This window comes from Streptomyces koelreuteriae (genome assembly GCF_018604545.1).
In the GTDB taxonomy this organism is placed as follows: domain Bacteria; phylum Actinomycetota; class Actinomycetes; order Streptomycetales; family Streptomycetaceae; genus Streptomyces; species Streptomyces koelreuteriae.
In genome coordinates, this window is sequence record NZ_CP075896.1 from 4,991,141 (window position 1) to 5,011,143 (window position 20,003).

21 protein-coding genes are annotated in these 20,003 nt (G+C 71.8%); 15 read left to right on the forward strand and 6 right to left on the reverse strand.

Translation table 11 applies throughout. From position 1 onward, the window contains the following. Positions 1–35: 35 nt before the first annotated feature. Genes KJK29_RS22645 through KJK29_RS22660 form a run of 4 tightly spaced genes read left to right on the forward strand, consistent with a single transcriptional unit; the run spans position 36 to position 4,204 of the window. Positions 36–1,238, forward strand: coding sequence for an allantoate amidohydrolase (locus KJK29_RS22645; RefSeq protein WP_215124409.1), 1,203 nt, complete (start codon positions 36–38; stop codon positions 1,236–1,238). Further along, positions 1,235–2,584 carry a formimidoylglutamate deiminase gene (locus KJK29_RS22650; protein ID WP_215120975.1) on the forward strand — a complete coding sequence of 450 codons (1,350 nt, stop codon included), beginning with the start codon at positions 1,235–1,237 and terminating at the stop codon, positions 2,582–2,584. Before KJK29_RS22645 ends, KJK29_RS22650 begins: the two co-directional genes overlap by 4 nt. Continuing rightward, positions 2,581–3,876, forward strand: coding sequence for an imidazolonepropionase (hutI, locus tag KJK29_RS22655; protein ID WP_215120976.1), 1,296 nt, complete (start codon positions 2,581–2,583; stop codon positions 3,874–3,876). Before KJK29_RS22650 ends, hutI begins: the two co-directional genes overlap by 4 nt. Positions 3,877–3,886: 10 nt before the next feature. After that, a complete protein-coding gene (locus KJK29_RS22660; protein ID WP_215120977.1) occupies positions 3,887–4,204 on the forward strand; it encodes a hypothetical protein in 318 nt (105 codons plus the stop codon). 96 nt (positions 4,205–4,300) lie between these two features. On the opposite strand, the gene KJK29_RS22665 is transcribed toward KJK29_RS22660, so the two are convergent. Continuing rightward, positions 4,301–5,227, reverse strand: coding sequence for an RNA polymerase sigma factor SigF (locus tag KJK29_RS22665; RefSeq protein ID WP_193480042.1), 927 nt, complete (start codon positions 5,225–5,227; stop codon positions 4,301–4,303). Between the two features lie 242 nt (positions 5,228–5,469). On the opposite strand from KJK29_RS22665, the gene KJK29_RS22670 reads away from it, so the two are divergent. From KJK29_RS22670 to KJK29_RS22685, 4 genes are all read left to right on the forward strand, one after another. Continuing rightward, positions 5,470–5,847: an STAS domain-containing protein gene (locus KJK29_RS22670; protein WP_215120978.1), complete on the forward strand. Its 378-nt coding sequence runs from the start codon at positions 5,470–5,472 to the stop codon at positions 5,845–5,847. A gap of 243 nt (positions 5,848–6,090) precedes the next feature. Then, complete coding sequence (locus KJK29_RS22675; protein ID WP_215120979.1) at positions 6,091–6,645, forward strand: ATP-binding protein; 555 nt, start codon at positions 6,091–6,093, stop codon at positions 6,643–6,645. A 178-nt stretch (positions 6,646–6,823) separates the two neighbouring features. Further along, positions 6,824–7,522: an LPXTG cell wall anchor domain-containing protein gene (locus tag KJK29_RS22680; RefSeq protein WP_215120980.1), complete on the forward strand. Its 699-nt coding sequence runs from the start codon at positions 6,824–6,826 to the stop codon at positions 7,520–7,522. Positions 7,523–7,829: 307 nt separating this feature from the next. Continuing rightward, entirely contained in the window at positions 7,830–8,870 is a 1,041-nt protein-coding gene (locus KJK29_RS22685) for a hypothetical protein (RefSeq protein WP_215120981.1), read from the forward strand. A gap of 76 nt (positions 8,871–8,946) precedes the next feature. Here the strand turns inward: KJK29_RS22685 and KJK29_RS22690 are convergent, their stop codons facing one another. Next, positions 8,947–10,443 carry an oligopeptide:H+ symporter gene (locus KJK29_RS22690; protein WP_215120982.1) on the reverse strand — a complete coding sequence of 499 codons (1,497 nt, stop codon included), beginning with the start codon at positions 10,441–10,443 and terminating at the stop codon, positions 8,947–8,949. A gap of 493 nt (positions 10,444–10,936) precedes the next feature. On the opposite strand from KJK29_RS22690, the gene KJK29_RS22695 reads away from it, so the two are divergent. After that, positions 10,937–11,614 (forward strand): response regulator transcription factor, encoded by a 678-nt coding sequence (locus KJK29_RS22695; protein ID WP_189726740.1) that lies wholly within the window; start codon positions 10,937–10,939, stop codon positions 11,612–11,614. A 32-nt stretch (positions 11,615–11,646) separates the two neighbouring features. After that, entirely contained in the window at positions 11,647–12,924 is a 1,278-nt protein-coding gene (locus tag KJK29_RS22700; RefSeq protein WP_215120983.1) for an ATP-binding protein, read from the forward strand. Positions 12,925–12,943: 19 nt separating this feature from the next. Here the strand turns inward: KJK29_RS22700 and KJK29_RS22705 are convergent, their stop codons facing one another. Next, entirely contained in the window at positions 12,944–13,435 is a 492-nt protein-coding gene (locus tag KJK29_RS22705; protein WP_215120984.1) for a GtrA family protein, read from the reverse strand. Positions 13,436–13,598: 163 nt separating this feature from the next. Between KJK29_RS22705 and KJK29_RS22710 the strand changes: the two genes are divergently transcribed. The 3 genes from KJK29_RS22710 to KJK29_RS22720 are packed head-to-tail and all read left to right on the forward strand — an operon-like array spanning position 13,599 to position 16,446. After that, positions 13,599–14,738: a 5-(carboxyamino)imidazole ribonucleotide synthase gene (locus KJK29_RS22710; protein WP_215120985.1), complete on the forward strand. Its 1,140-nt coding sequence runs from the start codon at positions 13,599–13,601 to the stop codon at positions 14,736–14,738. Beyond that, positions 14,735–15,262 carry a 5-(carboxyamino)imidazole ribonucleotide mutase gene (gene purE / locus KJK29_RS22715; RefSeq protein ID WP_215120986.1) on the forward strand — a complete coding sequence of 176 codons (528 nt, stop codon included), beginning with the start codon at positions 14,735–14,737 and terminating at the stop codon, positions 15,260–15,262. Before KJK29_RS22710 ends, purE begins: the two co-directional genes overlap by 4 nt. A 5-nt stretch (positions 15,263–15,267) precedes the next feature. Continuing rightward, positions 15,268–16,446: a dipeptidase gene (locus KJK29_RS22720; protein ID WP_215120987.1), complete on the forward strand. Its 1,179-nt coding sequence runs from the start codon at positions 15,268–15,270 to the stop codon at positions 16,444–16,446. On the opposite strand, the gene KJK29_RS22725 is transcribed toward KJK29_RS22720, so the two are convergent. Beyond that, complete coding sequence (locus tag KJK29_RS22725; protein WP_215120988.1) at positions 16,395–17,528, reverse strand: alkene reductase; 1,134 nt, start codon at positions 17,526–17,528, stop codon at positions 16,395–16,397. The two genes, KJK29_RS22720 and KJK29_RS22725, sit on opposite strands and share 52 nt — an antisense overlap. Before the next feature lie 52 nt (positions 17,529–17,580). Between KJK29_RS22725 and KJK29_RS22730 the strand changes: the two genes are divergently transcribed. After that, complete coding sequence (locus KJK29_RS22730; protein WP_215124410.1) at positions 17,581–17,940, forward strand: MerR family transcriptional regulator; 360 nt, start codon at positions 17,581–17,583, stop codon at positions 17,938–17,940. 106 nt (positions 17,941–18,046) lie between these two features. Continuing rightward, positions 18,047–19,180, forward strand: coding sequence for a dipeptidase (locus tag KJK29_RS22735; RefSeq protein WP_215120989.1), 1,134 nt, complete (start codon positions 18,047–18,049; stop codon positions 19,178–19,180). Between the two features lie 9 nt (positions 19,181–19,189). Here the strand turns inward: KJK29_RS22735 and KJK29_RS22740 are convergent, their stop codons facing one another. Further along, positions 19,190–19,582, reverse strand: coding sequence for a VOC family protein (locus KJK29_RS22740; RefSeq protein ID WP_215120990.1), 393 nt, complete (start codon positions 19,580–19,582; stop codon positions 19,190–19,192). Between the two features lie 14 nt (positions 19,583–19,596). Then, on the reverse strand, positions 19,597–19,968 hold the full coding sequence (locus tag KJK29_RS22745) for a VOC family protein (RefSeq protein ID WP_215120991.1): 372 nt from the start codon (positions 19,966–19,968) through the stop codon (positions 19,597–19,599). Positions 19,969–20,003: the final 35 nt, after the last annotated feature.

Sequence of the window (20,003 nt, forward strand, 5' to 3'; positions counted from 1 at the left end):
CGCTGCCGGACCCCACCGGCGACTCCTTCCACCGGATGTGGCGCGAGCTGCTCCCCCTCGGCCGTCACCCCGCCTCCGGCGGCTACCGGCGCTTCGCCTGGAGCGGGGTCGACGGGGACTGCCGGGCCTGGTTCCAGGAGCAGGCCCGGGCGCGCGGCCTCACCTACGAGACCGACCGGAACGGCAACCAGTGGGCCTGGCTCGGTGATCCCGCCGCCGGGGACGCCGTCGTCACCGGGTCGCATCTGGACTCCGTGCCGGACGGCGGGGCCTTCGACGGGCCCCTCGGAGTCGTGTCCGCCTTCGCCGCGCTGGACGAACTGCGCGGCCGGGGCACGCGGTTCACCCGCCCCCTCGCCATCGTGAACTTCGGTGACGAGGAGGGCGCCCGGTTCGGGCTCGCCTGTGTCGGATCCCGGCTCACCGCCGGACAGCTCACCCGCGAGCAGGCGCACCGGCTCACCGACGGCGAGGGCGTGACGCTGCCGCGCGCCATGGAGGCCGCCGGATACGACCCCGACGCCATCGGCCCCGACCCCGAACGGCTCGCCCGGATCGGCGCCTTCGTCGAACTCCACGTCGAGCAGGGCCGGGCCCTGGACCTGTCCGGCGACCGGGTCGGCATCGCCAGCGCGATCTGGCCGCACGGCCGGTGGCGGTTCGACTTCCGGGGCGAGGCCAACCACGCCGGCACCACCCGGCTCGCCGACCGGCGCGACCCCATGCTGTCCTACGCCGAGACCGTCCTCGCCGCCCGTCGCGAGGCGGAACTCGCCGGTGCCGTCGCCACCTTCGGCAAGATCGCCGTCGAGCCGAACGGCGTCAACGCCATCCCCTCCCTGGTGCGCGGCTGGCTCGACTCGCGCGCCGCCGACCAGGACAGCCTGGACGCCGTGGTCGCCGGAGTGGAGAAGGCGGCCGGGGAGTACGCCGCCGCCCACGGCGTGGATCTGGCCGTCGTCCGCGAGTCCTTCACCCCCGTCGTCGAGTTCGACCACGCCCTGCGCGACGAACTCGCCCGCATCCTCGGCAAGGACACCGGCCTCACGGTCCCCGTCCTCGGCACCGGCGCCGGACACGACGCCGGGATCCTGTCGGGGAGCATCCCGACCGCCATGCTGTTCGTGCGCAACCCGACCGGCGTCTCCCACTCGCCGGCCGAGTCCGCGACCGAGGACGACTGCGTGGCCGGGGTACTCGCCCTCGCCGACGTACTGGAAGGACTGGCCCGCACGTGACGCCCACCCAGCAGCCCCGTACGTACTGGCTGGAACACGCCTGGCTCGGCACGCACGTCGAGCCGGGCGTCGCCCTTGACGTCCACGACGACCGGATCACCGCCGTCCGCACCGAGGTCACCACCCCGCCCCCCGGCGCCGAGATCCTGCGCGGCCTCACCCTCCCCGGGCTGGCCAACGCCCACAGCCACGCCTTCCACCGGGCCCTGCGCGGCACCGTCCAGGTCGGGTCCGGGACCTTCTGGACCTGGCGCGAGGTCATGTACGCCACGGCCGCCCGGCTCACCCCGGACACCTACCACGCCCTGGCCCGCGCCGTGTACGCCGAGATGGCCCTGGCCGGCATCACGGCGGTCGGCGAGTTCCACTACGTCCACCACGCCCCCGGCGGCACCCCCTACGCCGACCCCAACGCGATGGGCGAGGCCCTGATCGCGGCCGCCGCCGAAGCCGGGATCCGCGTCACCCTCCTCGACACCGCCTATCTCTCCTCCGGCTTCGGGCAGCCGCCCTCCGCCCAGCAACTCCGCTTCTCCGACGGCACGGCGGACGCCTGGGCCGAACGCTGTTCAGTTCTCAAGGAACAGGATCACGCGCGGATCGGAGCGGCGATCCACTCCGTACGGGCCGTGCCCGCCGACCAGCTGGCGACCGTCGCGCGGTGGGCCGAGGAGCGGCGGGCCCCGCTGCATGTGCACCTGTCGGAGCAGACCGCCGAGAACGAGGCCTGCCTGGAGATCCACGGGTGCACTCCGACGCAGTTGCTCGCCCTGCACGGTGTCCTCGGGCCGCGCACGACCGGCGTCCACAACACCCACCTCACCGCCGAGGACATCTCCCTCATCGGCGGCAGCGGCACCGGCACCTGTATGTGCCCCACGACCGAGCGAGACCTGGCCGACGGCATCGGGCCCGCTGCCGCCCTGCAGAACGAGGGCTCCCCGCTCTCCCTCGGCTCCGACAGCCACGCCGTCATCGACCTGCTGGAGGAGGCGCGGGCGCTGGAGCTGAACGAGCGGCTGCGCACCCGCACCCGGGGTCACTGGACGGCAGCGGCCCTGCTGCGGGCGGCCTCGGCCGACGGGCACGCCGCCCTCGGCTGGGAGGACGCCGGCGCCCTGGAACCGGGCGCGCTCGCCGACTTCACGACGGTCGCGCTCGACTCGGTCAGAACGGCTGGACCGCTTCCGCGGCTCGGGGCCGAGACGGCCGTATTCGCCGCGTCGGCAGCAGACGTGTCGCATACGGTCGTGGGAGGTCGGCACGTTGTACGGAACGGGGTCCACTCCCTCGTACCGGATGTGCCGAAAGCCCTCGCGGACGCCGTCGAAGCCCTGCGCGGATGACCCCGGGCCGCGCGCCTGGGCGGCCCGACTCCGCCCCCGAACCCGACCCCACCGCCGACCAGGCCACCAAGGACGCCATGAGCAACGCGACGACCGTCAGCCCCGCCCACTCCGCGAGCACCGCAAGCACGCTCATCACGAACATCGCCAGCCTGGTCACCAACGACTCCTCCCTCGGTGACAGATCCCCCCTCGGACTGGTCCATGACGCGGCCGTCGCCATCGAGGGCGACCGCGTCGTGTGGACCGGTGATCAAAGCAAAGCACCCGCCACTGACAATCGGGTCGACGCGGGTGGCAGGGCGGTGATCCCGGGCTTCGTCGACTCCCACTCGCACCTCGTCTTCGCGGGCGACCGCACGCAGGAGTTCAACGCCCGTATGTCGGGGCGGCCGTACAGCGCGGGCGGCATCCGCACGACCGTCGCCGCGACCCGCGCCGCGAGCGACGCGGAACTCGCGGCCAACGTCACCCGTTACCTCCGCGAGGCGCTGCACCAGGGCACCACCACCTTCGAGACCAAGTCGGGCTACGGCCTGACCGTCGAGGACGAGGCCCGGGCCCTGCGCGTCGCCGCCGCCCACACCGACGAGGTCACCTACCTCGGCGCCCACATCGTCGCCCCCGAGTTCGCCGAGGACCCCGCCGGTTACGTCGCCCTGGTCACCGGCGAGATGCTCGACGCCTGCGCCCCGTACGCCCGCTGGATCGACGTCTTCTGCGAGAAGGGCGCGTTCGACGGCGACCAGGCCCGCGCGATCCTCAGCGCGGGCAAGGCCAAGGGCCTGCACCCCCGTATCCACGCCAACCAGCTCTCCTACGGCCCGGGCGTCCAGCTCGCCGTCGAGCTCGACGCGGCCAGCGCCGACCACTGCACCCACCTCACGGACGCGGACGTCGACGCCCTGGCGAGCGGGGACACGGTCGCCACCCTGCTGCCCGGCGCGGAGTTCTCCACCCGGGCCGAGTGGCCGGACGCCCGCCGCCTCCTCGACGCCGGTGTCACCGTGGCCCTGTCCACCGACTGCAACCCGGGCTCGTCCTTCACGTCGTCCGTGCCGTTCTGCGTCGCGCTCGCCGTACGGGACATGGGCATGACCCCGGACGAGGCCCTCTGGTCGGCCACGGCGGGCGGCGCGGCGGCCCTGCGGCGCACCGACATCGGCCGCGTCACGCCGGGCGCGTACGCCGATCTGACACTCCTCGACGCCCCGAGCCACGTCCACCTGGCCTACCGCCCGGGCGTCCCCCTGGTCACCGGGGTCTGGCGGCGCGGCGAAAGGGTGCTCTGATGGGCCGGTGATGAAGCACTGGTCGGCACCGCTCCTGGTGAACCTGCTGCTCGGGATCCCGGCGGTGGTGCCGATCTGGTTGCTCTGGTACCTCGCGGCGAACTGGCCGCTCGCCGATCTCGGGCTGACGGTGCGGGAGCCGACGGAGAACGACGGCATGGCCGTCTGGCTCGTCATCGTCGTTCCGGTCGTCGCGCTGTTCGGCGTGATCTGGTGGCTGGCCAACATGCCGCTGCGGCGCCGGACGGCGCTGGCTCCGCGCACGTACTGGCTGCTGAGCCTGGCGGCGCCGCTGCTGCCCACGGCCGTCCTGATCCTCGTCTCCTGAAGATCACGGCCGCGGCCCGCCCGTGACACGCGCTCGGGGGCGGACCGTGAGGTCCGCCCCCGAAGGACACGTCACCCGACTGGGATCACCTGAGGATCACTCCTCGACGGTCAGCCCCTTGCGCAGCCGTACCAGCGTGCGCGACAGCAGGCGCGACACGTGCATCTGCGAGATGCCCAGTTCCTCGCCGATCTCCGACTGCGTCAGACCCGCGACGAAGCGCAGCGACAGGATCTTCCGGTCGCGCGGCGGGAGTTCGGCGATCAGCGGCTTCAACGACTCGACGTACTCGATGCCTTCGAGTCCGTGGTCCTCGTAGCCGATGCGGTCCGCGAGCGCGCCCTCGGAGTCGTCCTCCTCCGGCTGGGCGTCCAGCGAGGAGGCGGTGTAGGCGTTCGAGGCGGCCATGCCCTCGACGACCTCGTCCTTGGACAGGCCCAGGCGCTCGGCCAGTTCCGTCACCGTCGGGGCGCGGTCCAGCTTCTGGGCCAGCTCGTCACCGGCCTTGGCCAGGTCGAGCCGGAGCTCCTGGAGCCGCCGCGGCACGCGCACGGACCACGAGGTGTCGCGGAAGAAGCGCTTGATCTCGCCGACGATCGTCGGCATGGCGAACGTGGGGAACTCGACGCCCCGGGAGAGCTCGAACCGGTCGATCGCCTTGATCAGGCCGATGGTGCCGACCTGGATGATGTCCTCCATCGGCTCGCTGCGGGAGCGGAACCGGGAAGCGGCGAACTTGACCAGCGCGAGATTCAGTTCGACCAGCGTGTTGCGGACGTACGAGTACTCGTGCGTGCCTTCCTCCAGCGCTTCGAGGCGCTCGAAGAGGGTCTTGGACAGAGCCCGTGCGTCGACCGCGTCGACCTGCTCGTACGGGGGAATGTCCGGAAGTCCGGCGAGAAGGTCGTCCTGTGTGACGAGCGTCTCGTCCTGCTCGATGGGATCCAGATGTTCCGGAGGGGGTGTCGACGTCGCTTTCTGGGTACGCGATGCGTCGAGCCGGGGTGACATGATGTCCTCCATCGTTCTCGGCATAAGGCTGCCGGAGCCATTACGTGCACTGCGGTGTGCGGCGCCTCCAAAGCCGGCCGTGGTGTCGGGTACGTGTCCTTACTAGGCCTACCCGCTTTCCTGAGCCCACCGCAAGTGCGTTCTGTGGGCATATGTCCGTTTGTGTGTAGTTGTTCGGGTGTCGAAGCGTGTCAGGAAGGCGTAGTGTTCGAGGGCGTCAGCAAGCAGCCTCGACGTCAGGAGAGAGAGACGGCATGGACCGCGGGACGGTCGGCAGCGCACAGTCTGGCCGGCTTCTGGTGGAGGTGCGGGAAGAGGGCTCTAGTGCCGTCGTGACCCCGGCGGGTGAGTTGGATCACCACACCGCCGATTTGTTGCGTGAGCCACTCGAGGACTGCCTCGCCAAGGGATTCAAGCGCCTGGTGATCGACTGCGCGCGCCTGGAGTTCTGCGACTCCACGGGGCTCAATGTGCTCCTCGGCGCCCGGCTGAAGGCGGAGGCCGCCGGTGGCGGCGTGACCCTCGCCGGGATGCAGCCGGTGGTGGCGCGCGTCTTCGAGATCACGGGCGCGGACGCGGTCTTCACCGTCCACGACACGCTGCAGGCGGCCCTGGCCGACGAGTCGAGCTGAGCGGCGGTGCGTCGGCGCGCCGAGCCTCGGCCTTCCCTCTGTGACCGACGTCCTAGGTCCGTCACGCCTTTCGTGCCGAATCCGGGGGTGTTCCCCCGGGACGCCAGGGCAGGAGACATCCTGAACCTGTTGGCTACCGGGGTGGCGGGGGTGCAGCGAAACCGATACGCCGCGCACTGCGTGACTGACTGTGTACAGAATCTTGTGAATCGTGAACTGGTGAATCGGTGAGGTGAAGCGCTGATGAGCACCACCCGGCCTTACCCGCCGGGCGACCGCGGGCCGGAGCCCAGCGGCGCTTCCGGGGCGTCCGACGGTGGCGTACCGGCGGCCACGGTGTCCGGCGAGGGCGTGGGCGCGCCGTCCGGAGCCGCGGCGCCGCCGGGGGGTCGGCAGGTGCGCCGGCTGAGCTTCGACGGGGAGAGCGGTGTCGTTCCGCTCGCCCGCGACTTCACCCGCCAGGCGCTGTACGCGTGGGGCTGGCTGCCGGCCGCCTCCGCCGACCAGCGGGCCGCCGCCGAGGATGTGCTGCTCGTCGTCTCCGAGCTGGTCACCAACGCGTGCCTGCACGCCGAGGGGCCGGACCAGCTCTGGATCACCTGCGACAACAAGGTGATCCGCCTGGAGGTCGCCGACCGGGGCACCGGGCAGCCGGCTCCCCGCACTCCGCACCGGGCGGGGCGCCCGGGCGGCCACGGCATGTTCATCGTCCAGCGGCTGTGCCTCGACTGGGGTGTGGTGCGCACGCCGGGGGTCGCCGGCAAGACGGTGTGGGCGGAACTGGGCGCACCCGCCTGACCGGGACCGTCCACCGGTCCCCACGGATTCCCCGCCGTACATCCCCTCATACGTCACATGCCGCGCGCCGGATCGCCACAGATCCGGCGCGTGCTGTGTCTTCCTTCCTCAAGGCCCCGGGCGTACCTTGACGGCCCGTTCTGATACGCCGTCAGGAAACAGGAAGGGGAGTGGCGCCGTGCCGTACCGGATGCGCACCGCCGCGCTCGCGTCCGCCGCGGCCCTGGCCGGCTCGGCGGTGCTGATGGCCGCCCCCGTGGCCCGGGCCGAGGTCGTCGACGTCAACTACCAGTGCAAGACGCCGATCGGCGACAAGAGCGCCGTCTCGCCCATCGACATCAAGGGCGTCGAGGACGGCGACGGCTACAAGATCACCATGTCCTGGCAGAAGGGCGTCTCCTCCAGCCCCGTCGAACTGGGCAAGGGCGCGATGACCCCGAGCGCCACGATCGCCCTGGGCGGCGCCGACGACGGCACCCTGACGGTGACCGGCCCCGCCAACGACGCCGCCCTGCCGGCCAACACCCCGATCAAGATCAACGACTTGAGCGGGACGTACACGCCGAAGAAGAGCGGCGAGGTCACCTTCACGGCCGGTGTGCTCACCATCAAGGCCCTCGGTACGACGACCACCTGCACCCCGACCAACGACCCGGGCCCGTCCCTGACCCTCGACGTCAAGGCCGCGAGCGGCGGCGGTACCGGCTCCGCCCAGGGCGGCGGCTCCGGCCCGGACACCGGCGCCGGGCTCCCGCAGACCGGACCCGAGGACTCGGCCATCGCCCTCGGCACCCTCGGCGGCACGGTCCTGCTCGCCGGCGCGGCGGGCACCCTGTGGCTGACACGCCGTCACCAGAGCTCCCGCGTTCGCCACTGAGCATGCGCGGGACGTTTGCGGCAGCCGACGGCGCCCACGGGCGGCCCGGTCGGCCGCGGCCGTTGGCACGGGTTCGCGCGGACGCCGCTGAGCGCGGGGCGGTGCGCTCGCCCGGGTGTCTGGCGGAGCCGGCTGCTCGGAGCGCCGATGCCGTGTGCGGGTCCCCACGCCCGCCGGAGGCGACGCACGCAAGCCTCGGGTGCTCACTGGAGCTGACCGTTCGGGCCCCTGCCGATGCCGTGAGCATGCCCGGACGCCCGCCGGAGTCGACACCGTATGCCCGCCCCGGACGATCCCTGGAGCCCTGATGTCGCGCGCCGCGCGCCTTCCGTACCCGTTGCTCGCGGTTCTGCTGGTGCTTCTGGCGGTTCTGGCGGGAGCCGCACCCGTAGGGGCGGTGGAGCGGCCCCGGGTCCAGTTGTCCGCCGCGGAGGCGGGGGCGGGTGGGGTGGTCACGGTCAGTGGGAGCGGCTGGCGGGCGCGTGCTCTGCTGACGTTGCTGGTCTGCGGGCAGGCCGAGCCGGAGCGGGGGGTGACCGGGGGGAGCAACTCCTGTGCCAACGCCGACGGCAGGGCCGTCACCACGGACGCCGAGGGGCGCTTTCGCCGTACGCTGCCCGTCGTCGAGCCACCCGTGCCGTGCCCCTGCGTGGTGCACGTGGAGACGGTGACCGGAGCCGATGCCGAGGCGGACGCCGCGCTTCAGGTCGCCGGGCACACCGTCGAGCCGCTGCCCGCGGAACGGTCCGGGGGACGGCTCTCCCTGCTCGCGGACACCCGGCTGCGCGGTGAGAGCGGGCTGCTGACCTGGTTCGGCTCGCCGCCGGCCCGGACCCTGGAGGTCACCGTCGGCAACGTCGGCACGTCCCCCGTGAAGAACCCCGTCTTCCAGGTCGGCACCGCCCACGGCGTGTTCGCCCCGCAGTGGCAGGACCAGCGCTGGCGCGGCACGATCCGGCCCGGCGGCGAGGCCCGTATCGAGCTGCCCGTGGAGCTCGCCGCCGGGGCGCACGGCGACTACACGGTGTCCCTGAAGTACGGCGGCAAGGTCCTCGCCGAACACCCCTGGGGCGTGGGCCGCCCCTGGGGCGTGACCCTGTTCTGGGCCCTGGTCCTCCTGGTCGTACCGGCGGCGCTGCTCCGCGCCGGACTGGCCCTGGTGGACCACCTACGGCCTCGCCGCCCCGGCCACGCGGCCCGCCCGGCCCGTCGTACAGGGCTGCGCCCCTCAAGGGTGACCACCCCCTCCGCCGCCCCGGCCCTGCCCTGGGTCACCCCCGACGCCGGCCCGGACGACGCGGGGCGGCCCTCCGCGTCGTACCGAAAGGACCCGACGACGAAGGCCTGACCGGCGCGAGCGCACGCGAAAGGGCCGCCGCGTCCCGAGGATGCGGCGGCCCTTCGTCATGGCCCGGCGGGACGGCTCAGCGGACGTCGCCCATGAGCTCCTTGACCTTCTTGCGGTACATCCACACCGCGGCACCCGCGAGGACGGCGAGCGTCGCCTCCAGAGCCACGATGTTCGCCTTGTTCAGGTCGACCCCGGCGATGGAGAGCAGGCCGGTCGTGGCGTCACCGGCGGTGACGGCCAGGAACCAGACGCCCATCATCTGCGAGGCGTACTTCGCGGGAGCCATCTTCGTCGTCACCGACAGACCCACCGGGGAGAGCAGCAGCTCACCGACGGTCTGCGTGAAGTAGATCGCCACCAGCCACAGCGCCGCCGCCTTGTGACCGCCCTCGGCGATCGACAGCGGGGCGAGGAACAGGAAGAAGGACGCGCCGACCAGGACCAGACCCGAGCCGAACTTCACGATCGTGCTCGGCTCCTTGCCGCGCCGGTTCAGCGCCAGCCAGAACCAGGCGAAGACCGGGGCCAGCGCCATGATCAGGACCGGGTTGACCGACTGGTACCAGGAGACCGGGAAGCCCCAGCCGAAGACGCTGTTCTCGGCGGAGGAGTCCGCGAAGATCGACAGGGTCGAGCCGCCCTGGTCGTAGATCATCCAGAACACGGCCGCGGCCAGGAAGAACCAGATGTACGCGGACATCTTCGACTGCTCGGCACGGTCCAGGTCCTTGTCGCGCTTGATGCGGACCAGGACCAACGTCGGGATGATCACGCCCAGCAGGGTCAGCGGGACCAGGATCCAGTTCAGCGTGTAGTGGCCGGAGAAGCCGACGATCGCGTAGAAGACGACCGCGATACCGGCCCAGATCGCCGCCTTGCGCAGCGTCGAGGCCTTCTCCTCGCCGGACAGCGGCGTCGGGACGACACTGGAGCGCTCGGCCAGGTTGCGCGAGCCGATCAGGAACTGGACGACACCCAGCGCCATGCCGAGCGCGGCGAGCGCGAAGCCCAGGTGCCAGTTGACGCTCTCACCGATGGTGCCGATGATCAGCGGCGCCGCGAAGGCACCGAGGTTGATGCCCATGTAGAAGACGGTGAAGCCACCGTCGCGGCGCGGGTCGTCCGGTCCGTCGTAGAGGTGGCCGACCATCGTCGAGATGTTGGCCTTCAGCAGGCCCGAACCGATCGCGACCAGGCCGAGACCGGCGTAGAAGGTGCTGGAGGAGGGCAGGGCCAGCGTGAGGTGGCCCAGCATGATGACGCCGCCCGCGATGGCGACGGTCTTGCGCGGCCCCCAGACGCGGTCGCCGAACCAGCCGCCGGGCATCGTGAGCAGGTACACCAGCGACACGTACACGGAGTAGATCGCCGTCGCCGTCCCCGCGGGCAGGTGCAGGCCACCCGGGGCCACCAGGTACAGCGGGAGCAGGGCCCTCATGCCGTAGTAGGAGAACCTCTCCCACATCTCGGTCATGAAGAGAGTGGCCAGTCCGCGGGGGTGGCCGAAGAAGGTCTTCTCGGAGCCGGGGGTGCCCGGGCGGGCCGAGTCCTTCGTCAGGCTGGACGCCATGGTCGTTCCTTGCTGGTCGGGACGCGCCCCGCCACAGCGGTGGTGCGCCCGGTGGGGGGCAGTCGGCATCGGTGCGTACGGCCGTCCGCCCGACGCCTACGGGGGTCCGCTCCGGGTCACGGAGCGGTGGGCGGTCGCCACCGGGGGCCACGAGGGGTCCACGCCTCTACGCGCGTCGCCGCACGACGAGGCCCGACACAAAAGAGACCCTCAGGGCAGAGCGCCACAGAAGGTCGCCTAGGGCTACAGGCGTCGATTCACCATACGGCAGGACACGGCCGCATATGGAAGGACTTGAGAGGAGGATCACAGGTGTCAGGGGAACCGTGAGCCCTACTTCCAAGGTCCTTACCAGGATCGCACCCCATGGGCAGAGGTTCGGCAGCGGTCCGTGCGCGTTCCCCCGGAACGTAAGAAGCGGGTATGCCAACGGTAAGAATCAACGCTTCCGGTCACACCCCAGCTCACGGCCCCGCAGGTCTACCATCACTCCATGACCCGTGTACTGCTCGCCGAGGACGACGCGTCCATCTCGGAGCCGCTGGCCCGTGCTCTGCGCCGGGAGGGCTACGAGGTCGAGGTGCGTGAGGACGGCCCCACCGCTCTCGACGCAGGACTGCAGGGCGGCGTCGACCTGGTCGTGCTCGACCTGGGTCTGCCCGGCATGGACGGCCTGGAGGTGGCCCGGCGCCTGCGCGGCGAGGGCCACACCATCCCGATCCTCATCCTGACCGCGCGCGCCGACGAGGTGGACACCGTCGTCGGGCTCGACGCGGGCGCCGACGACTACGTCACCAAGCCCTTCCGGCTCGCCGAGCTGCTCGCCCGCGTCCGGGCCCTGCTGCGGCGCGGTGCCGCCGAGCCGCAGCAGCCGCCCGCCACCCACGGCGTGCGCATCGACGTCGAGTCGCACCGCGCCTGGATGGGCGAGGAGGAGCTCCAGCTCACCGCCAAGGAGTTCGACCTGCTGCGGGTGCTGGTGCGCGACGCGGGCCGGGTCGTCACCCGCGACCAGCTGATGCGCGAGGTCTGGGACACCACCTGGTGGTCGTCGACCAAGACCCTCGACATGCACATCTCCTGGCTGCGCAAGAAGCTCGGCGACGACGCGGCCAACCCCCGCTACATCGCCACCGTGCGCGGCGTGGGCTTCCGTTTCGAGAAGAGCTGAGCCACGGGGCAGGCAGGCACGGGTAACAGGACATGCGCCGCCGACTGATCCAGTCCACGCTCGCCGTGGTGCTGGTCGTGATCGCCGTCTTCGGTGTCTCGCTCGTCATCGTCGAGACCAGGACGATCAGCAACAGCGCCCAGGAACGGGTGGAGTCCGAGGCGGTCCGCCTCGCCAGCATCGTCGACAGCCGCCTCTTCGGGGCCCAGCAGGTCGACGCCGAGGTGCTGCGCGACCAGGTCACCCAGGACCGCTACTACGCGGTGATCCGCCTCCCCGGCGAGGCGCCCATCGAGGTCGGCGACAAGCCGTCCGGTGACGTCATCAGCGCGACCGCGCCCGGCGAGGAGGGCGAGACCGTCACCGTCCAGGAGCCGCGCTCCTCGGTGACCCGCGAGGTCGGCCGGACCCTGCTGATCATCGCGCTGGTCGCGCTGCTGGCCGTGGTGGCCGCCGTACTGCTCGCGGTCCGCCAGGCGAACAAGCTGGCGTCGCCGCTGACCGACCTCGCGGAGACGGCCGAGCGGCTCGGCTCGGGCGATCCCCGCCCCCGGCACAAGCGCTACGGCGTGCCCGAGCTGGACCGGGTCGCGGACGTGCTGGACGGCTCCGCCGAGCGCATCGCCCGCATGCTCACCGCCGAACGCCGACTGGCCGCCGACGCCTCCCACCAGCTGCGGACACCGCTCACGGCCCTGTCCATGCGGCTGGAGGAGATCACCCTCACCGACGACCCGGACACCGTGAAGGACGAGGCGACGATCGCGCTCACACAGGTCGAGCGCCTCACGGACGTCGTCGAGCGGCTGCTGACCAACTCCCGCGATCCGCGCACCGGCTCCGCCGTCACCTTCGACCTCGACGAGGTCATCCAGCAGCAGCTCGCCGAGTGGCGGCCGGCGTACCGCAGCGCGGGCCGGGCGATCGTCAGCTCCGGCAAGCGGCATCTGGAGGCGGTCGGCACGCCCGGCGCGGTCGCGCAGGTGCTGGCCGCGCTGATCGAGAACTCCCTGATGCACGGTGGCGGCACCGTGGCCCTGCGCACCCGCGTGACCGGCAACCAGGCCGTCATCGAGGTCACGGACGAGGGCCCCGGCGTCCCCGCCGACCTGGGCGCCCGCATCTTCGAGCGGGCGATCAGCGGCCGGAACTCCACGGGCATCGGCCTGGCCGTCGCCCGCGACCTGGCGGAAGCGGACGGCGGCCGTCTGGAAATGCTCCAGACCAAGCCCCCGGTCTTCGGCCTGTTCCTGTCCCGCACGGCCGCCCAGACGGCGACGACGGACGAGGACGAGCGGACGGTCCGCTGAGGCTCCCGCTCGGGCGCGGCTACGGCACCCGCTGCTTGTTGCGCTCCTGCTCCGCCGTCGGGCCGGTGTCCGACGGCGGTGTCCGGGCCGGGAGGGCGACGAAGACCCAGGTGCGGTACGACCAGAAGCGGAAGAGCGTGGCGACGCCGATGCCGACGAACTTGAAGATGTTGTTCTGCAGCGGGGTGTTCCAGCCGAAGCCGTAGGTCGCCGCGTACAGCACGCCGTTCTCGATGACCAGGCCCACCGCGCTGAACAGCAGGAACAGGGTCATTTCCCGGGTGCGGCCGGACTTGTCGCGGTCGCGGTACGTGAAGTAGCGGAAGCCGATGTAGTTGAAGACGATCGCGACGACGGTCGCGATGACGCTCGCGCGCACCACCTGGAGGTCGGTCACATGCCGTACCAGGTTGAACACGAGGAGGTTGACCAGCACCCCGGCCCCGCCCACCGCGCCGAACTTGGCGACTTCGCGAACGAGTCCTCGGAGCCGAGAGGCACCATGTCCCATGGCCGTACAGGCCCCCGTCCCTCAGTTGGCGTCAACCCAGCCATGCTAACCACCCTCCCGCGCGATCTTCCTGCGGATACCGGTGGACGGCCGGAGATGGTCCGGGCCGCTCCGGGGAGGGACAGGAAACCGGCCACCTTGGCGCGGCCGATACCCTGAGGGAGTGACGTTTCCGGTAGTCGGCATGGTCGGCGGTGGCCAGCTCGCTCGTATGACACACGAGGCGGGCATCCCGCTGGGCATCAGGTTCAAGCTTCTCAGTGACACCCCGCAGGACTCAGCTGCGCAGGTCGTGAGCGATGTCGTCATCGGCGACTATCGCGACCTGGACACGCTGCGTGAGTTCGCCCGCGGGTGCGATGTGATCACCTTCGATCACGAACATGTACCCACCGAGCATCTCCGGGCCCTGGAGGCGGACGGCATCCCCGTGCGCCCCGGTCCCGACGCGCTGGTGCACGCCCAGGACAAGGGCGTGATGCGCGCGAGACTCGACGCGATCGGCGTGCCCTGCCCCAGGCACCGGATCGTCTCCGATCCACAGGACGTGGCGGCCTTCGCCGCCGAGGGCGACGGTTTCCCCGTCGTGCTCAAGACCGTCCGGGGCGGCTACGACGGCAAGGGCGTGTGGGTCGTCGACTCCGAAGAGGAGGCCGCGGACCCCTTCAAGGCCGGTGTGCCCGTCCTCGCCGAGGAGAAGGTCGACTTCCTGCGCGAGCTCGCCGCCAACGTCGTACGCTCCCCGCACGGCCAGGCCGTCGCCTACCCGGTCGTGGAGTCCCGGCAGGTGGGCGGCGTCTGCGACACGGTCATCGCCCCGGCCCCCGACCTCGACGAGGACCTCGCGGTCCGGGCCTCCGAGATGGCTCTGAACATCGCCAAGGAACTCGGCGTCGTCGGGCACCTCGCGGTCGAGCTGTTCCAGACCCGCGACGGACGCATCCTCGTCAACGAGCTGGCGATGCGCCCCCACAACTCCGGCCACTGGTCGATGGACGGCGCCGTCACCAGCCAGTTCGCCAACCATGTCCGGGCGGTCCTGGACCTGCCCCTCGGCGACCCGCGCCCGCGCGCCGGGTGGACGGTCATGGTCAACGTCCTCGGCGGCGACTTCCCGGACATGTACTCCGCGTACCTGCACTGCATGGCCCGCGACCCCCAGCTCAAGATCCACATGTACGGCAAGGACGTGAAGCCCGGCCGCAAGGTCGGACACGTCAACACCTACGGCGACGACCTGGACGACGTGCTGGAGCGCGCCCGTCACGCTGCCGGCTACCTGAGAGGCACCATCACCGAATGAGCCCTGTTGTTGGCATCGTCATGGGGTCGGACTCCGACTGGCCCGTCATGGAGGCCGCCGCGAAGGCCCTCGACGAGTTCGAGATCCCCTACGAGGTGGACGTCGTGTCGGCCCACCGCATGCCGCGCGAGATGGTCGCGTACGGCGAGCAGGCCGACGGTCGCGGGCTCAAGGCGATCATCGCCGGGGCCGGCGGCGCCGCCCATCTGCCCGGCATGCTCGCCTCGGTCACCCCGCTGCCGGTCATCGGCGTGCCCGTGCCGCTGAAGTACCTCGACGGCATGGACAGTCTGCTGTCGATCGTGCAGATGCCGGCCGGTGTGCCCGTCGCGACGGTCTCCGTCGCCGGTGCCCGCAACGCCGGTCTGCTGGCCGCCCGCATCCTCGCCGCGCACGACGAGGAACTGCGCGGCCGGATGCGCGACTTCCAGCAGGAGCTGAACGACCAGGCCACCGAGAAGGGCAAGCGCCTGCGCGCCAAGGTCGAGGGCTCGGGCGGCTTCGGCTTCGGCGCGGGGAAGTGACGGCGATGACCTCCCTGGAGTCGGCCCGGGAACTCCTGCGCGAGTTCCCGGTCGCCGACGGCCACAACGACCTGCCCTGGGCGCTGCGCGAACAGGTCCGCTACGACCTCGACGCCCGCGATGTCGCCGCCGACCAGAGCGCCCACCTGCACACCGACATCCCCCGGCTGCGCGCGGGCGGCGTCGGTGCGCAGTACTGGTCCGTGTACGTCCGCACGGACTCGCCGGACCCGGTCGCGGCCACCCTCGAACAGATCGACTGCGTACGGCAGTTGCTGGCCCGCCACCCGGGCGACCTCCGGCCCGCGCTGACGGCCGCCGACATGGAGGCCGCGCGCGGGGAGGGCCGCATCGCCTCCCTCATGGGGGCGGAGGGCGGCCACTCCATCGCCAACTCCCTGGGCACCCTGCGCGGTCTGTACGGGCTCGGCGTGCGGTATCTGACCCTCACCCACAACGACAACGTGGACTGGGCGGACTCCGCGACCGACGCACCGAAGGCCGGTGGCCTCACCGCCTTCGGCCGTGAGGTCGTACGGGAGATGAACCGCGTCGGCATGCTCGTCGACCTCTCCCATGTGGCGGCGACGACCATGCGGGACGCGCTCGACACGAGCACCGCCCCGGTGGTCTTCTCCCACTCCTCCGCCCGGGCCGTGTGCGACCACCCGCGCAACATCCCGGACGACGTCCTGGAGCGGCTGGCCGCGGGCGGCGGTGTCGCGATGGTGACGTTCGTGCCGAAGTTCGTGCTCCAGGCAGCCGTGGACTGGACGGCCGAGGCCGACGAGAACATGCGCGCCCACGGCTTCCACCACCTCGACACCACCGCCGAGGCCATGAAGGTCCACCGCGCCTTCGAGGAGCGGCGGCCGCGCCCGGTCGCGACGGTGTCGACGGTCGCCGACCACCTGGACCACATGCGCGAGGTCGCCGGCGTCGACCACCTCGGCATCGGCGGCGACTACGACGGCACGGCCTTCACCCCCGACGGCCTCGACGACGTCTCCGGCTACCCGAACCTCCTCGCCGAGCTGCTGGACCGCGGCTGGTCCAAGGCCGACCTGGCCAAGCTGACCTGGAAGAACGCGGTACGGGTGCTGGGCGCGGCCGAGGATGTGGCCCGGAGCCTTCAGGCGACGCGGTCGGCGTCCAACGCCACGATCGAGTCGCTCGACGGCTGAGTGTCCAGGGCGGGGTAGTCGGTGTAACCGGCCGCCCCGCCCACATACATGAAGTACCGGTCGCGCATCTCGTTCAGGGGCGCGCCGAGCCGCAGCCGGGTCACCAGATCCGGGTTGGCGAGGAAGGGCCGGCCGAGGGCGATCAGGTCCGCCCCGGCCGCCAGCAGCGCCTCCGACGCCCGGTGAACGGCTTCGGTGGTGACCTCCTTCAGCACGGGGTTGGCGACGATCACCCCGGGCCAGGCGGCGCGCACCCTCCGGAACACCGGCGTCTCCGGGTCGGCGTACCCCAGGTGCAGATAGGCCAGCCCCAGCCCGCCGAGCCGCTCGGCGAGCGCCGGGTAGAGCTCCTCGGTCTCGCCCTCCGCGATGCCGTTGACGGTGTTGCCGGGGGAGACCCTGAGCCCGACGCGCTCGGCGCCGATCTCGGCGGCCACGGCCTCGGTCACCTCGGCCGTGAACCGGATCCGGGCCGCGACCGGACCGCCGTAGCCGTCGGTGCGCAGATTGGTGTTGGCGGCCAGGAACTGGTGCAGGAGATGGCCGTTGGCCGAGTGCACCTCCACCCCCTCGAACCCGGCGTCGATCGCGTTCCGCGCGGCCTTCGCGAAGTCGGCGACGGTGCTGCGGATGTCCTCGGCGGTCATCTCCCTCGGCACCACGGCCGGACGGTGGCCCTCCGGCGTGAAGATCGTCTCGGGTAGCGCGACCGGCGAGGGCGCGACGGGCGTCAGCCCGCTGGTCGCCGGGTGGCCGACCCGGCCGCCGTGCTGGAGCTGGAGGAACATCAGGCCGCCCGCGTCCCGGACGGCGTCCGTGACCCGCCGCCAGCCGGCCACATGCTCCGGGCTGTGGACGGCGGTGATGTTCGGATACGTCTGCCCGACCGGGTTCGGTGTCGAGGCCTCGGCGATGATCAGCCCGGCCGAGGCGCGCTGGGCGTAGTACGTCGCCATGAGCGGGGTCGGGGTGCCGTCGGCCTCCGCCCGGTTGCGGGTCAGGGGCGCCATCACCAGACGGTTGGGCAGGTCCAGCCCGGGCAGACGAGCCGGTTCGAAGAGTGCTGTCGTGTGCTGCGTCATGCGCTTACGCTAGAACCTGACACCCATGTCAGATTCAAGCCCGGGAGCGGACGTGCGGATCGGTGAACTGGCCCGGCGCACCAACGTCAGCGAGCGGTCGCTGCGCTACTACGAGAAGCAGGGCATGCTCTTCGCCGAGCGGACGCCCGGCGGGCACCGGGAGTACCCGGAGGCCGCAGTGGACCGGGTCATCCGGATCCAGGAACTGTTCGCGGCGGGACTGTGCAGCGAGAAGATCGTCCAGCTGCTGCCGTGCATGCGGGACGCGGACGGCGGCCCCTCGGCCCGGGCCACCCCCGGCCTGGTCGCCAACCTCACGGCCGAGCGCGCCCGCATCGACCGGATGATCGCCGATCTGGTCCGCTCCCGGGACACCCTGGACGAGGTAATCGACGCGGCCCGGCTGCCCTGAGCGCCCGCCGGGTCCGGGGCCGTACTCCGAACGCCCCGCCCACCAGGAACAGCCCCCCGCTCCGTGCGACGGTGACCGTACGTCACGAGCACCGTACGGAGCCGCCATGGCAGATCTCCAGCACGACCTGCGCCCGGCCGCCGCAGCCGGAGAGTTCGACGACCTGACCGAGCAGTACCCCGATGAGGGCGTCGTCACGGCGGAGCCCTACGAGCCCGTCTCCGATCCGGACGACGCGCCCCTGACCCGGGCCCACGCCATTCTCGCCGCCCATCCCGTCGCCGACGGGTACAACGGACTGCCCTGGGCGCTCAAGCGGCTGTCCTACTACGACCTCGAGGACGGCGAGAGCACCGTCGACACGGACGTGCCCCGGCTGCGCAGCGGCCATGTGGGCGCGCTGTTCTGGTCGCTGCACCTGCCCGAGGGGCTCGACGGCGACCGGGCCGTCGGCGCCACTCTGGAACAGCTCGACCTGGCGAAGTCCATCGTCCGCACCTGCGACGAGGGCCTGCGGCCCGCCTGCACGGCCGGGCAGGTCGCCGACGCCCGCAACTGCGGCCGCGTCGCCGTGCTCCTCGGTCCCGCCGGGGCCTCGGCCGTGGGCGACTCGCTGGGCACCCTGCGCCAGCTGCACCTCCTCGGCCTGCGCGCCCTGACGCTGACCGGGGTGTCCTGGGCGAGCGACGCGGGGCTGACCCGGTTCGGCGAGGAGGTCGTGCGCGAGATGAACCGGCTCGGTGTCCTCGCGGACCTCTCCGGCGCCCCGGAGCAGACCGTCCGCCGCGTGCTGAGCCTCTCCCGGGCGCCCGTGCTGTTCAGCCGCTCCGCGGCCCGCGCGATCCGCCCCCACCCGGTCAACCTCCCCGACGACCTGCTGGCCGCACTGGGCGCCGCCAAGGGGCTGTGCCTGGTACCGCTGACGGCCGAGCAGACCGGCCCGACCGTCCGTGACGTCGCCGACCACCTCGACCACATCCGTGCCGTGGCCGGAGCGCAGTGCGTCGGCCTGTCCGGCACCTACGACTCCGGCTCGGCCCATCCACAGGAACTCGGCGACGTCTCCTGCTACCCGCGGCTGATCGCCGAGCTGCTGCGACGCGGCTGGGACGAAGGCGATGTCGCCCTCCTGACCTGGGGCAACGTCCAACGCGTCCTGCGCGGGGCCGACTTCACCGCGCGCGCCGCACAGCAGCGCCGCGCCCCGTCGAAGGCGACGATCTCGGAGCTGGACGGCTGACCGTCCGGGTCAGTCGTGCGCGATCCGGCAGAGGCAGAACGGGTGCCCCGCCGGGTCCGCGTAGACCCGGAAGTCCTTCTTGATGTCGTCCTCCTTGTCCAGCACCCGCGCGCCCAGCGCCAGCACCCGCTCCTCGGCCGCGTCGATCTCCTCCCAGGTCGCGCCACCGTCGAAGTCCAGGTGGAACTGCTGGGCGTTGCGGTCGGAGCGGGGCCACTGGGGCGGCGTGTGGTCGGGCGAGCGCTGGAAGGCGAGCCGGGGCCCGCCGGGGAGGCGCAGCACCACCCAGTCGGGGTCGCCGTCCTCCGGCGTGCCGCCCCCGACCGCCGCGTAGAAGCGGGCCAGCTCGCGCGGGTCGGGGCAGTCGACGACCACGGAACGGAAATGTGCCACGGCGGACATGAGGCCTCCCGGTGTCAGCAGGCGCAGAGGCAGAACGGGTGCCCGGCCGGATCGGCGTAAACCCGGAAGCTCCGGGAGCGGTCCTCGGTGTCCAGCGGCTTGGCACCGAGCGCCAGCACACCCTTCTCGGCCGCGTCCAGGTCCTCCACGTCCAGGTCGAGATGGAACTGCTGCGAGTGGTCGGGCGACGGCCACGCCGGCGGTACGAAACCGGCGGCGGCCTGGAAGGCCAGCGGGGTACCGCCCGGCACCTTCAGGTCGACCCACTCGTCCTCCCCGTCGGTCGCCACCTCCGGTGTGCCGCCGAGCACTTCGGCGTAGAAGGCGGCGAGTGCGTGCGGGTCGGGACAGTCCAGGACGACGACGCCCAGCTTGGCGAGAGCCATGACTTCCTCCTCGGAGTCGCGGTTACCTTCAAAGG

Excerpts from the sequence above, each read along its gene's own strand:
- KJK29_RS22720 (WP_215120987.1), top strand. The coding sequence starts at position 15,268 with ATGACCTCCCTGGAGTCGGCCCGGGAACTCCTGCGCGAGTTCCCGGTC.
- KJK29_RS22695 (WP_189726740.1), top strand. The coding sequence starts at position 10,937 with ATGACCCGTGTACTGCTCGCCGAGGACGACGCGTCCATCTCGGAGCCG.
- KJK29_RS22660 (WP_215120977.1), top strand. The coding sequence starts at position 3,887 with ATGAAGCACTGGTCGGCACCGCTCCTGGTGAACCTGCTGCTCGGGATC.
- KJK29_RS22685 (WP_215120981.1), top strand. The coding sequence starts at position 7,830 with ATGTCGCGCGCCGCGCGCCTTCCGTACCCGTTGCTCGCGGTTCTGCTG.
- KJK29_RS22735 (WP_215120989.1), top strand. The coding sequence starts at position 18,047 with ATGGCAGATCTCCAGCACGACCTGCGCCCGGCCGCCGCAGCCGGAGAG.
- KJK29_RS22670 (WP_215120978.1), top strand. The coding sequence starts at position 5,470 with ATGGACCGCGGGACGGTCGGCAGCGCACAGTCTGGCCGGCTTCTGGTG.
- purE (WP_215120986.1), top strand. The coding sequence starts at position 14,735 with ATGAGCCCTGTTGTTGGCATCGTCATGGGGTCGGACTCCGACTGGCCC.
- hutI (WP_215120976.1), top strand. The coding sequence starts at position 2,581 with ATGACCCCGGGCCGCGCGCCTGGGCGGCCCGACTCCGCCCCCGAACCC.
- KJK29_RS22725 (WP_215120988.1), bottom strand. The coding sequence starts at position 17,528 with ATGACGCAGCACACGACAGCACTCTTCGAACCGGCTCGTCTGCCCGGG.
- KJK29_RS22690 (WP_215120982.1), bottom strand. The coding sequence starts at position 10,443 with ATGGCGTCCAGCCTGACGAAGGACTCGGCCCGCCCGGGCACCCCCGGC.
- KJK29_RS22665 (WP_193480042.1), bottom strand. The coding sequence starts at position 5,227 with ATGGAGGACATCATGTCACCCCGGCTCGACGCATCGCGTACCCAGAAA.
- KJK29_RS22705 (WP_215120984.1), bottom strand. The coding sequence starts at position 13,435 with ATGGGACATGGTGCCTCTCGGCTCCGAGGACTCGTTCGCGAAGTCGCC.
- KJK29_RS22645 (WP_215124409.1), top strand. The coding sequence starts at position 36 with ATGTGGCGCGAGCTGCTCCCCCTCGGCCGTCACCCCGCCTCCGGCGGC.
- KJK29_RS22675 (WP_215120979.1), top strand. The coding sequence starts at position 6,091 with ATGAGCACCACCCGGCCTTACCCGCCGGGCGACCGCGGGCCGGAGCCC.
- KJK29_RS22700 (WP_215120983.1), top strand. The coding sequence starts at position 11,647 with ATGCGCCGCCGACTGATCCAGTCCACGCTCGCCGTGGTGCTGGTCGTG.
- KJK29_RS22740 (WP_215120990.1), bottom strand. The coding sequence starts at position 19,582 with ATGTCCGCCGTGGCACATTTCCGTTCCGTGGTCGTCGACTGCCCCGAC.
- KJK29_RS22745 (WP_215120991.1), bottom strand. The coding sequence starts at position 19,968 with ATGGCTCTCGCCAAGCTGGGCGTCGTCGTCCTGGACTGTCCCGACCCG.